We start from the raw sequence: 12,283 nt of genomic DNA on the forward strand, positions 1-12,283 counted from the left end.
ATCAGGCCTTCGGTCCTGCCTTCTCGTCACCGGGAAGCGGATAGTCCGCCCCTTCCCACGGCGAGAGGAAATCGAACTTGCGGAATTCCTGGTTGAGCCGGACCGGCTCGTACACCACCCGCTTCTCCTGGTCGTCGTAGCGGACCTCGACGAAGCCGGTGAGCGGGAAATCCTTGCGCAGCGGATGACCCTCGAAACCGTAATCGGTGAGGATGCGGCGCATGTCGGGATGGCCGACGAAGAACACGCCGTAGAGGTCGTAGGCCTCGCGCTCGAACCAGTCGGCGCCGGGAAATTCGTCGATCAGCGACGGCACCTGCGTGGTCTCGTCGGCAGCGACGCGGAGCCGGATCCGTGTGTTCAGGGTCGGTGACAGGAAGTGATAGATCACGTCGAAGCGCTTCTCGCGCGACGGATAGTCGACCGCCGTGATGTCGGTGATGTTGACGAAACGGCAGCTCGGATCATCGCGGAGGTGCCTCACCACCTCAACGATCTTGCTGGTCTCGACATCAACCGTGAGCTGGTTAAAGGCCACCGTGTGACCGGTGGCGGCGCCCGGAAGCGCGCTAACGATCGTTTGCCCAAGGGCGTCGAGCTTGCCGTCGTCCATGACGTAAAACCTTAGCGTTCGATGGTGCCGGTGCGCCGGATCTTCTTCTGGAGCAGCAGCACGCCGTAGAGCAGCGCTTCCGCCGTGGGCGGGCAGCCCGGCACGTAGATGTCGATCGGCACGATGCGGTCGCAGCCGCGCACGACCGAGTAGGAATAGTGATAGTAGCCGCCGCCATTGGCGCAGGAGCCCATCGAGATGACGTAGCGCGGCTCGGGCATCTGGTCGTAGACCTTGCGCAGGGCCGGCGCCATCTTGTTGGTCAGGGTGCCGGCGACGATCATCACGTCGGACTGGCGCGGCGAGGCACGCGGGGCGAAGCCGAAACGCTCGACGTCGTAGCGCGGCATCGACACCTGCATCATCTCGACGGCGCAGCAGGCGAGACCGAAGGTCATCCACATCAGGGAACCCGTGCGGGCCCAGGTGATGAGGTCGTCGGTCGCGGCCACGAAGAAGCCCTTGTCGGACAGCTCGTGATTGACCTCGAGGAAGAACGGATCATTGGCCCCGACCGGCTTGCCGGTCGACGGATCCAGAATGCCCTTGGGGGCCGGCGCGACGACCGGACCGGTGGACGATGCAGGGTTCAATCCCATTCGAGTGCCCCTTTCTTCCATTCATAGGCGAACCCGACCGTCAGCACGGCGAGGAACACCACCATGGACCAGAAGCCGGTCGCGCCAAGCTTGCCGAATGCCACCGCCCAGGGAAACAGGAACGCCACCTCGAGGTCGAAGATGATGAAGAGGATGGCGACCAGATAGAAGCGCACGTCGAACTTCATGCGCGCGTCGTCAAAGGCGTTGAAACCGCACTCATAGGCCGACAGCTTTTCCGGGTCCGGCTGCTGGAACGCCACGATGAAGGGCGCGATCAGCAGCACCAGGCCGATCAGGCCCGCTACCCCTATAAAAACGACGAGTGGAAGATAGTTCTGCAAGATGCCGCTCATTGACGAGCCCTTTTTCCCGCAGCCTCGGGACAGCCACGGATTCGTCCGATTTGGAATTATTCTGAGCCTTAGCGCAGTGCACCAATGGGCGCAAGACACGCTCGATTTAGGCCCTTTTGCCGCCCCCTGAACGGCGGCAACCCCGGAATCACCCCGCGGCTGGTATGGAGCAGATCGACCGCCCCAGCAAGAGCGATCCCGATCAGTTCACGCGCGCTCGGCGGTGACGTCCGCTGTTGGAACGGCTCACTTTATTTAGGCGGCGACGCAGCAAAATCCAGCTTACAACGAAGACAGGCGCCCCCACCGTCACCCAGGCGACATATTGGCCAGGCTCGCCCCAGAGCAGCGCGGCCAAGAGGCCGGTGATGGTGGCGGCCGCGAGCAGGATAGGTGCAGCAAAGACACGTATCCACAGCCGCGAACGGTCAGAGGAGCCATGCATCACGACGGGACCGGGGCTCGTCTGGCGAATGCGTCGGACTTCGCAGCCGCGCGCTTGCGCCGGCGCGCCATCCAGAGATAGAGGCCGCTGCCGATCACAACGATGGTGAGCAGGTCGAGCGCGGCCCAGATCACCTTGAGCGGCATCCCGCCATAGTCGCCGAAATGCAGCGGCTGCGAGATCAGCAGCGCCTGGAGATAGAGCGGCAGCGCACGGGCATCGGCGACCTCCGCGGTCTCGCCATCGAGCAGCACCGGCTTGAGCAGCCGCGCCGTCAGCGCGGTGTCGCCGCGCATGAACGCGGCGAAATGATGCGACGAGGTGAAGGGCGTGCCCGGAAACGCGATGAAGGCGACCTCCATGCCGGGCGCGGTCTGCCTGGCGCGCGCAACGACATCGTCGAGCGAGGCCAGATGCGTCGGCGGCGGCTTGCCGGCATAGGGCGCGACCATGCTGGCGAGCTCGGTCGCCTTCCATTGATTGAGCATCAGCTCGGCCCAGGTGTTGACGACGCCGGTCAGGCCCACTATCAGCGCCCAGGCGATCGTCACCACCCCGATCAAATTGTGCCAGTCGAGCCAGCGGACGCGGCGCGAGGCGCTGTCACGAATGGTGGCAAAGCGCAGGCGGCGGGTGAACGGCCAGTACAGCACCACGCCGGAGACGATGGCGATCGCGAACAACAGGCCCATCCCGCCGAGGAACAGCTTGCCCGGCTGGCCGGCAAACATGTCGGTGTGCAGCTTGAGCATGATCAGCATCGGCCCGACGCCGACCGGCCCGAGCAGTTTTGTCGAGACCGCATCGAAGGCGCGCACCGTCGCGTTATCAGGCAGCCCGTCGACGGCGCTGTTGGTGAAGGCGGTGACGATCCCGGGCTCGTCCTTGTCCCAGGAGATATATTGCAGCACGCGGCCGGGATCGGCGGCGAGCGCGGCATCGGCGACGGCTTGCGTCGTCGCGCGCGCCGCGCCCGCATGAGCCTCGGGCCGGGGGGCATAGCCCAGGAGCTCATCGATCTCGTGATGGAAGATCAGCGGCAGGCCGGTCAGGCAGAGCAGCAGCAGGAAGATGGTCGAGATCAGGCTGGTCCAGGTGTGGACCACGGACCAGAGCCTGACCGTGCGCGCCTTCACGCCGTCCTCCCCTCGCCTACCATTTGTAGGACACGCTGGCGGTGACGCGCCGGCGGTCGCCGTAGAAGCAGGACGTCGCTGTCGCGCAACTCGCGACGTAGATCTTGTCGGTCAGATTGATCACGTTGAGAGCCGTACGCCAGTTCTGCCATTCGTAATGAAGCGCGAGATCGCCGAGCACGACCGCGGGAACCTCGAGCGTGTTGGCGGCGTCGGCCCAGGAGGAGCCGACATAGCGAACGCCACCGCCGAAACCAAATCCTTCGAGCGGTCCGTCCTTGAAAGTGTAGTCCGCCCATCCCGAGACCAGCAGCTCCGGCGTGTTGGTCGGCGTCTTGCCGACCAGCGATGGGTCGAGATCCCTGCTGGCGAACAGGTGATAGGCCGTGAAGGCACCGATCAGCTTCAGCTCCCGGGTGGCATTGGCCACTGCTTCGAGCTCGATGCCGCGCGAGGTCACCTCGCCGGTCTGGTTCTGCAGCAACGGGTTCGCCGGATCGGTCGTCAGCGCGTTCTGGCGCTTCAGGTCGAAGAACGAGGCGGTAAAGTAGCCGTCAAATCCCTTCGGTGCGACCTTGACGCCGATTTCAGCCTGCTTGCCGGTCTCCGGAAGCAGCAGCTGGTTGCTCGCATTCAGGCCGATGACTGGATTGTAACTCGTCGCATAGGAGATATAGGGCGCGATACCGTTGTCGAAATTGTAGATCAATCCGGCGCGTCCGCTGAACCGGCTGTCGTCGCGTTGAGCGACATTCGCACCCGTGTCACGCGCGGCTTGCGTGGTCTCGACCCAATCGTTGCGGCCGCTCAGCACCAGCGTGAAGTTGCCGAGGTTCATCTGGTCCTGCACGTAGGTGCCGGCCTGCTTCTGCGTGATCAGGAAGTTGCGGAATGGTGCGCCGGTGATCGGGACGTTCACGCCATAAACCGGATTGAACACGTTGATCGAGGGCACCGTGCCGAAGTTGAAGGCCTGATAGTCGTCGATCTGGTAGCCGCGCAAATCGACGCCGAACAGCATCGTGTGCTTCACGGGACCGGTGCCGAAGCGGTATTCCAGCTGGTTGTCGAGATTGCCCTGGTTGGCGGTATCCTTCGCATACCAATTGTACCGGCCCAGCGTGGCCGCGTTGATGTTGTCCCAGCCGTTGCCGACGTAGCCGCGATAAGTCACGTCGACATGCGCAAAGCGGGCATTCTGGCGGAACGTGAGGTCGTCGGTGAGATTGCGCTCGAACTGGTAGCCGAGCATCTCCTGCTCGCGCGTGAACTTGTCGACGCTGGGATCGCCTATGAAGAAGCTGGTCGGGATCTTGCCGAACGGCGCGCTGGTCACCGTGCCCTGATAGGGCAGGAAGTTGATGCCGCGCGTCTCCTGCCGCGAGGCCGAGGCCAGCACCGTGAACGTCGTATCGGCATCCGGCTTCCAGGTGAAGGATGGCGCAATGAAGTAGTTGTTGTCGGGCGTGAAGTTGACCTGCGTCGGACCGTTCTGGACCTGGCCGACGACGCGGTAGAACAGCTTGCCGTCTAGCGGCTGCGTCGCGACCGGCCCGCCGAAATCGAAACCGACATAAGCGTTGCCGAAATTGTTCACGCCGGTCTCGACATAGCGGATCGGCTCGGCTGGCGGCATCTTGCTGATGACGTTGACGATGCCGCTCGGGCTCGATCCGCCGTAGAGCACCGCCGACGGCCCGCGTAATACCTCGACCCGCTCCATGTTGGGCGTCTGGAGCTTCCAGCTCGCATAAGAAGTGTAGAACAGCTGCATGCCGTCGAGGAACAGGCCGACGTCGTCAGACTTGAAGCCACGGATCAGCCACCAATCGTTGCGCGTGTCAGCGCCGAAGGTGCCGGCGCGTACGCCGGCGGTGTAGCGCAGGACTTCGTCCAGCTTGTTCGCCTTCTGGTCGCGGATCTGCTCGGCGCCGATGACGGAGACCGACTGCGGCGTCTGCATGATCGGCGTGTTGGTCTTGGTGCCGGACGAGCTGCGACGCGCGACATAGCCATGCACCGGACCGCTCGGCGTCTCGACGACGCCGACATTGCGCTGCGGCTGGGGAGTGGTTCGATTGGGGGTCTGCACCGATCGCGGCGCGCGGCGCTGGGGCGCCGCGGCCGCGCGGCGGCGCTGCTCCGGTGCCGCAACGGTCACCGGCGGCAGGTTCTGCGCCCCACTCTGCGTGGACGATTGTGCGTGCGAACCCTGCGGTACCAAAACCCAAGCGGATGCGGTCGCCAACACGGCCGACCGCAGCATTCCAAGTCTGTTCAACGCGCCACCCCGAAGCTGCATGTTTGATGCGTCATGCCGCCGATCCCCGTGCAGCATGCGTTTGCAGCGACGCTTATGTGAGTGCGCGCGAATTCCCTAATTGAAAAGTTCTTAGAAAGAATCCAATCCGGTTCCAGCGTTTCCGGATGTTTCTGCGCGCTCAGCGCGCTCCCTTTTCAGCTTCGAGCATCTTCTCGGCGGCGGCCGTGAGGCGATCGATCTGCGCCAGCAGCGTGTCGAGCTCGTTCGCACTCAACTGCTCCAGCAATTGCCGATTGCGCTCCTGCGCGCCTTCGACGATCGCATCATGCGCGGCGAGGCCTGCCGCGGTCAGCGAGATCAGCACCTCGCGGCTATCTTTCGGGTTTGCCGATTTCGCGATCAGCTTGCGCGACAACAGATTGGCGAGCGCACGGCTGATCTGGCCCTTGTCCTGGCCGACGGCCTCGGCGAGCCGCGCCACGCTCATCGGCGGCCGGCGGCCGAGCGAGGCGACGAGACCGAACTCGACCGAGGACAATCCGGTGAGGCGCTTGTAGCGCAGGATGGCGCCGCGCTTGAGCAGGTTGGCGAGCACCATCAGCCGCGACGACAGCATCGCGGTGATCGGCGCCGGCGAGTGGCTTTCATCCGCATCGGACGACGCGCGTCCGGCCCTGCCCAATGTCTGGCTCATGATCCCACCTCTGCCAAGAAAGCCAGGGCGTGCCAAGTCTCGGCCGAGCTTTGGTAGCGCAACCTCCGTAACCCGACCGAATGCAACTAAGAGGCACTCTAGACGATCGTTGACATTGTCATCGAATTGTCTTTCACTGGGTCAAGTGACGAATTGACCGGACGAACAAGGCCGGCGGCGGGAGGACCAGCATGACCATGACCCAGCGGGATCGCGATCTCGGCACGGCCTATGCGATGAAGCCGGCGCACACGCGCACCGAGCTCACGTCGGTCGCGCGCGGCACCCCGATGGGCGAGCTGCTGCGCCGCTACTGGCATCCGGTCGGGCTCGTCGGTGACGCCACCGGCACACCGAAGAAGGTGCGCGCGCTGGGCGAGGACCTGGTGCTGTTCCGCGACAAGCACGGCCGCGCCGGCCTCTTGCACGCCCGCTGCTGCCACCGCGGCACCACGCTCTACTACGGCAAGGTCGAGGACGACGGCATCCGCTGCTGCTATCACGGCTGGAAGTTCGACAGCGAAGGCCATTGCCTCGAGCAGCCCTGCGAGCCCCAGGGCGGCCAGTTCAAGGACAAGGTGCGCCAGCCCTGGTATCCGGTCGAGGAGCGCTACGGGCTGATCTTCGCTTATATGGGGCCGGCCGAGAAACGCCCGGTGCTGCCGGCCTACGAGTGCCTCGAGAACATGGATGACGGCGAGTTCGTGGAGGCGGATGACTCATCGATCGGCGGCGGCGGACCTGCCATCATCCCCTGCAACTGGCTCCAGCATTTCGAGAACGTGGTCGACCCCTACCACGTGCCGGTGCTGCACGGCTCGTTCTCGGGCCCGCAATTCACCAAGATGATGGCGTCCATTCCGGAGGTGAAGTTCGAGACATCGCCACGCGGCGTCCTCGTGCGCTCCGAGCGCAAGCAGGACGGCGGCAAGATCTTCTACCGCGTCAGCGAGGCCGCATTGCCGACGCTGCGCGTGGTGCCGAACCCGCGCGTCGCGCAGTTCGCGCGCGTCGAGTCGATCGGCTGGGTGCTACCGATCGACGACACGTCGTTCCGCATCTACGTCGCCGGACGCGTCAAGGCATCAGGCGAGATCAGCCGCATGCGCTCAAAATTCAACGGCAAATTCTGGTGGGACATGACCGAGGAAGAGCATCAGCAATTCCCGGGCGATTATGAAGCCCAGGTCGGCCAGGGCGAGGTCACGGTCCACTCCGAGGAGCATTTCGGCCAGAGCGACCGCGGCATCCTGATGCTCCGCCGCATGCTGACCGAACAATTGGAGGCGATGGAAGTGGGCCGCGATCCGATCGGTGTCTCCTTCGACAAAAGTGCGCCTCCGATCGAATTCGAAGCGGGGAATTACATCCGCGAAGGCTCGACTTAGCAGCCCTTGAGAGTGGACCGACAACGATAACGAAGACAGATTGGGGGAAGCGATGGTCGATGTGACGTCACAGATGTCGGTGCGAACGGCCGTCACGGCAAAGCCCTCGGCACGTCGCTATTACGTGCTGGGGCTGCTCACCATCATCTACGCGCTGAACTTCCTCGACCGCACGATCTTCAACGTCCTGATCGAGCCGATCAAGAAGGAGTTTGCCCTCAGCGACACCATGATGGGCCTGCTCGCGGGCTTCGGGTTCGCGCTGTTCTATTCCCTGCTCGGCATCCCCATCGCGCGTGTCGCCGACCGGCTCAACCGGCGCAACATCATTGCGATGGCCTTCGCGTTCTGGAGCGCGATGACGGCGCTGTGCGGCGCGGCCACCAGCGTGACCTCGCTGGCGCTCGCCCGCATCGGCGTCGGCATCGGCGAATCCGCGGGCTCCCCCGCCTCGCAATCGATCGTCGCCGATCTCTTCGCCAAGAACGAGCGTCCGCGCGCGCTCGGCATCTACGCCATCGGCACCTATCTCGGCGTCTTCCTCGGCTATTTCGTCGGCGGCTACGTCAACCAGCACTATGGCTGGCGGACGGCATTCTATGTCGCGGGCCTGCCCGGCATCCTGCTCGCGATCATCCTATGGCTGACGATCTCCGAGCCGAAGCGTGGCGCGATGCAGGAGAATTTTGTGCCCGAGCCGCTCGGGCCAACGCTGCGCTTCCTGGCCTCACAGCAGAGTTTCGTGATCGTGCTGATCGGCTTTTGCCTCACGACCTACACGAACTATGCCACAGCGGCCTGGATCCCGCCGTTCCTCGCCCGTGTGCATCACCTGTCGAGCACCGAGATCGGCACGTATGCCGGCACCTTCAAGGGGCTCGCGGGCATGGCCGGCACCCTGCTCGGCGGCTTCGTGGTGGCGCAAGTCAGTCATCGTGACGACCGCTGGAAGCTGTGGGCCCCCGCGATCACCTCAGGGCTAGCCGGCCCGGTGTTCGCGCTGTGCATGCTAACGCAGGATTTTTCGATGATGGTCGCCACGCTTGCGCTGACCTCGTTCCTGGTCGGCTTCCATCTCGGCCCGATCTTCGCGATCGCGCAGACCGTGGCCAAGCCCAGCATGCGGGCACTGGCCTCCGCCCTCATTGCGCTCACCGCGACCTGCTTCGGCCAGGGCGTCGGCCCGCTCGCCGTCGGCATGATCAACGACGCCCTCAAGGGCAGCTATGGCGCAGACGCCGTACGCTATTCCCTGCTCTCGGCGGCGGTGACAACGACGCTCGGCGCCCTGCTCTTCATCTGGGCGGCGCGCACGATCCGGCACGACATCGGCCGGGCAGCCGCCTAAGGACGGTGCGGGCCGCAAGCCCGGCGAAATCAACCGGGCGTATTCATGAAACCATTTTGCGGAGCCCGCGAAACCATCCGGAAACAGATGATCCCTAGAAGAAGAGCCCATAGACGGCGGCAAAGCCCGTCGGGAGGCTCGGATGAACCACTCAATTCACTCTGCTGATCGTGCGACCCACCTGAAGATCGTGGTGGTGGCGCTGGTTGCTGGTATCCTGGTGGCCGGCTTCGGGATCGCAGCCCGCACCAATGCCGATTACAGCCAAACCGCCCAGTCCACCCACGTGATCAAGGCCGGCAAGCCGGTGGCGGTGACCAGCGCGGGCAGGGCGGAGATTCGCTGAGACACCCTGTTTCGGGCTGACCCATGGCCGCCGCAGGGCGGCTTTTTCGTTTTCCAAAGCAATGCTTAGCCGAGATGGGCGGGTGAAGCGCAACGTCCTTGACTTCACCAAGCCCCGCCTTTAAGTCCCCCCTCGTTCCGCGCGCGTTCAGCGAGCCACGCGGGAGTAGCTCAGTTGGTTAGAGCGCCGGCCTGTCACGCCGGAGGTCGCGGGTTCGAGCCCCGTCTCTCGCGCCATTTTGGCAATGCCTTCATAGCCTTGGCCCGAATTTCTTGACGCCTTTCGCGGCTGCGCGGGCCGTTGCCGGCCGCCTTCGGGAACCCGTGGCATAGTCAGCTCGCGTCCGAATCGTCTACGCCTTCCGACACTTGGAGGGATCCCCCACGCGTTGTCGGCTTTTCCGGGAATTCCCTGTCATTGGACAGTTGAGGAGGCCAGACATGGCTAAGAAGGATTCGGCGAAGAAGGCTGCCGCCCCCGCCACCATCACGCTCAAGCACCTTGCCGCCGATATTGCGGAGAGCCAGGACCTGTCGAAAAAGCGCGCTGAGGCCGTCCTCACCGACATAGTCGAGCTGATCACCAAGCACCTGAAGAAGGGCGATCGCGTCCGCATCGTCGGCCTCGGCATCCTCCAGGTCCGCAAGCGCGCCGCCCGCACCGGCCGCAATCCCGCCACCGGCGAGGCCATCCACATCAAGGCCAGCAAGAAGGTCGCGTTCCGCCCGGTCAAGGAACTGAAAGAGGCGATCTGAGCGGCTTACGTCTCGTTAAGCCTGATCCCGTCTCGACCGGCCGCATCAAGGCCCGCTTTTCTGATATACCGCCTACTCCCCCAAAGACCCGGCGGTTGACCAGAAATGTCCTCTCTCACCTTCACGCATACCGTGACCGAACGCTTCCTGCGCTACGTCACCATCGACACCCAGTCCGATCCGGAATCCCCCAGTTCGCCCTCGACCGAGAAACAGAAAGATCTCGGCCGCATGCTCGCCGCCGAGCTGAAGGCCATGGGCGTCGCGGACGCGCATCTGGACGAGTACGGTTACGTCTACGCAACGATCCCGGCCAACACCGACAAGAAGGTGCCGGTGATCTGCTTCTGCTCGCACATGGACACCTCGCCCGACGTCACCGGCAAGGACGTCAAGCCGCAAATGGTGAAGAACTACCGCGGCGGCGATATCACGCTGCCGGGCGACCCCAACCAGGTGATCCGCTTTGCCGAACACCCGGCGCTGAAGAACCAGATCGGCAACGACATCATCACCACCGACGGCACCACGCTGCTCGGCGCCGACAACAAGGCCGGGGTCGCCGAGATCATGGATGCCGCGCATTTTTTCATGAACAACCCCGACGTGAAGCACGGCACCATCAAGATCCTGTTCACGCCGGACGAGGAGATCGGCCGCGGCGTCGACAATGTCGACCTGAAGAAGCTTGGCGCCGATTTCGGCTACACCATGGACGGCGAAAGCGCCGGCAGCGTCGAGGACGAGACCTTCTCGGCCGACGGCGCCACCATCACCATCAACGGCGTCAGCGCCCATCCCGGCTACGCCAAGGGCAAGATGGAGCACGCGATCAAGATCGCCGCCGCCATCGTCGAGCGCTTGCCGAAGGAAGGCTGCTCGCCGGAGACGACCTCGGGCAAGCAGGGCTTCCTGCATCCGATCGGAATCGACGGCGCGCTCGAGCAGGCGACGCTGTCCTTCATCGTGCGCGATTTCACCGAGGAAGGGCTGAAGGAGAAGGAGGCCCTGCTCGAGGGCATCGTCAAGGACGTGATGAAGGACTATCCGCGCTCGACCTACACGTTCGAGGTGCGCGAGCAGTACCGCAACATGAAGCAGGTGATCGACCGTCACCCGCACGTGCTCGAATACGCCATCGAGGCGATCCGCCGCGCCGGCCTGCGCCCGATGCGCACCGCGATCCGTGGCGGCACCGACGGCTCGCGCCTGTCCTTCATGGGCCTGCCCTGCCCCAACATTTTTGCGGGCGAGCACGCGTTCCACTCGCGCCTCGAATGGGTGAGCCGGCAGGACATGGAAAAGGCCGTGCAGACCATCGTGCATCTGGCGATGATCTGGGAGGAGAAGGCTTAGCCTCTCGAGACAATGATGGCCGGGCTGGTCCCGGCCATCATCTTTGCAGGTTATCTACGGCACCGGCATCGCGCGCGGATTGCGATGGAAACGGTTCGAGCTTGCCATCCAATTCGGCAACGGCTCACCATCGCGGTGGCGTCCGCCGGCAACGGCGGCAGCCCAGGCGACTGCGGCGCCAATCAGGGCCGCCGCGGCGACCGAGAAGGCCACGATGATCGAGTTGCGCCGCGCGCGGTTGATCGCCGTCCGGGAGTCCGCGATCATCGCGTCGACCCGCCGCTCGGAATCAGGTGCTGCCAATCCCGTGACCGCAGCGACCTGCTGCACGAGATAGGTCCGGTCGTCAGTGCTGACACCGCTATGGCTTGATGACGTCATCAGGATGCGTCCCGCCTCGGCGCGGGCTTCCCGCATGTCGGTGTTCGCAGGCCTGCGCGGTGCGCGGAACAACTTGTCTAGCTCGTAGCTGAGCAGCGGCTCAGCGGAGGTCGTATTGCCCGCTCCGCTGCGCATCGGCGAGCGGTCGAGCGCAGCCGCACCGATGATCGCCATCAGCGCCGCGCCGATCAGCACGGCGAGAGCCCAGGACGTCAGACCATGCAGCCCGTCCCGCCGCTCGCCCTCATCCTCGATCGTCGCCAGCGCGGGCGCCGGACGCGTGGTCCGTCCGGCGATATAGCCGCCGAAACCGAAGCTGACGATTGCCTGGATGACCAGATACAACCCGGACAGCAGCGCCAGCGCCGCCGACGCATCGCGCCATGTCGGCGAGGCCGAACTGACCCCGAGGCCGATGGCGACGCCAAAGCCGATCAGGATGAACGACATCGCCCCGGCGGCGAAGGCGCCTGCCAGCACAGAGCCCCATTGGATGGTCCGGCGCTCCTCGGCGATCGCGGCGCCGCCCTCCATCACATCTTCCCGCACGAGAGTTTCGACTGTCATCGCGGCCCTCTCAGCGCAGGCCGAAGAACGACAGGA

The 12,283-nt window shown here is 64.4% G+C and carries 12 protein-coding genes and 1 tRNA gene; 6 read left to right on the forward strand and 7 right to left on the reverse strand.

Going from position 1 to position 12,283, the window contains the following annotated elements; genetic code table 11:
- Nucleotide 1 precedes the first annotated feature (1 nt).
- From AC5V87_RS22730 to AC5V87_RS22755, 6 genes are all read right to left on the reverse strand, one after another.
- On the reverse strand, nt 2-613 hold the full coding sequence (locus AC5V87_RS22730) for an NADH-quinone oxidoreductase subunit C (protein ID WP_495367802.1): 612 nt from the start codon (nt 611-613) through the stop codon (nt 2-4).
- An 11-nt stretch (nt 614-624) separates the two neighbouring features.
- On the reverse strand, nt 625-1,212 hold the full coding sequence (locus tag AC5V87_RS22735; RefSeq protein ID WP_456838187.1) for a NuoB/complex I 20 kDa subunit family protein: 588 nt from the start codon (nt 1,210-1,212) through the stop codon (nt 625-627).
- Nucleotides 1,203-1,568 (reverse strand): NADH-quinone oxidoreductase subunit A, encoded by a 366-nt coding sequence (locus AC5V87_RS22740; RefSeq protein WP_008136158.1) that lies wholly within the window; start codon nt 1,566-1,568, stop codon nt 1,203-1,205. The genes AC5V87_RS22735 and AC5V87_RS22740 overlap by 10 nt, the downstream gene beginning before the upstream one ends.
- A 444-nt stretch (nt 1,569-2,012) precedes the next feature.
- Nucleotides 2,013-3,149: a PepSY-associated TM helix domain-containing protein gene (locus AC5V87_RS22745; protein ID WP_495367803.1), complete on the reverse strand. Its 1,137-nt coding sequence runs from the start codon at nt 3,147-3,149 to the stop codon at nt 2,013-2,015.
- 16 nt (nt 3,150-3,165) lie between these two features.
- Nucleotides 3,166-5,415, reverse strand: coding sequence for a TonB-dependent siderophore receptor (locus tag AC5V87_RS22750; RefSeq protein WP_495367804.1), 2,250 nt, complete (start codon nt 5,413-5,415; stop codon nt 3,166-3,168).
- 175 nt (nt 5,416-5,590) lie between these two features.
- Nucleotides 5,591-6,106, reverse strand: coding sequence for a MarR family winged helix-turn-helix transcriptional regulator (locus tag AC5V87_RS22755; RefSeq protein ID WP_456838184.1), 516 nt, complete (start codon nt 6,104-6,106; stop codon nt 5,591-5,593).
- A 191-nt stretch (nt 6,107-6,297) separates the two neighbouring features.
- On the opposite strand from AC5V87_RS22755, the gene AC5V87_RS22760 reads away from it, so the two are divergent.
- The 6 genes from AC5V87_RS22760 (at nt 6,298) to pepT (ending at nt 11,299) form a co-directional block, all read left to right on the forward strand.
- Nucleotides 6,298-7,494 (forward strand): Rieske 2Fe-2S domain-containing protein, encoded by a 1,197-nt coding sequence (locus AC5V87_RS22760; RefSeq protein WP_495367805.1) that lies wholly within the window; start codon nt 6,298-6,300, stop codon nt 7,492-7,494.
- 52 nt (nt 7,495-7,546) lie between these two features.
- Nucleotides 7,547-8,842 (forward strand): spinster family MFS transporter, encoded by a 1,296-nt coding sequence (locus AC5V87_RS22765; RefSeq protein WP_456838182.1) that lies wholly within the window; start codon nt 7,547-7,549, stop codon nt 8,840-8,842.
- 142 nt (nt 8,843-8,984) lie between these two features.
- Entirely contained in the window at nt 8,985-9,188 is a 204-nt protein-coding gene (locus AC5V87_RS22770) for a hypothetical protein (RefSeq protein WP_495367806.1), read from the forward strand.
- A gap of 159 nt (nt 9,189-9,347) precedes the next feature.
- Nucleotides 9,348-9,424, forward strand: a tRNA-Asp gene (locus AC5V87_RS22775).
- Nucleotides 9,425-9,628: 204 nt separating this feature from the next.
- Nucleotides 9,629-9,943 carry an HU family DNA-binding protein gene (locus AC5V87_RS22780; protein WP_495367807.1) on the forward strand — a complete coding sequence of 105 codons (315 nt, stop codon included), beginning with the start codon at nt 9,629-9,631 and terminating at the stop codon, nt 9,941-9,943.
- A gap of 105 nt (nt 9,944-10,048) precedes the next feature.
- On the forward strand, nt 10,049-11,299 hold the full coding sequence (gene pepT, locus AC5V87_RS22785) for a peptidase T (protein WP_495367808.1): 1,251 nt from the start codon (nt 10,049-10,051) through the stop codon (nt 11,297-11,299).
- Between the two features lie 54 nt (nt 11,300-11,353).
- Here pepT and AC5V87_RS22790 read toward each other — a convergent pair whose 3' ends face one another.
- A complete protein-coding gene (locus AC5V87_RS22790; protein ID WP_456838178.1) occupies nt 11,354-12,247 on the reverse strand; it encodes a hypothetical protein in 894 nt (297 codons plus the stop codon).
- Nucleotides 12,248-12,283: the final 36 nt, after the last annotated feature.

The organism is Bradyrhizobium sp. SOJA106 (assembly GCF_059448745.1).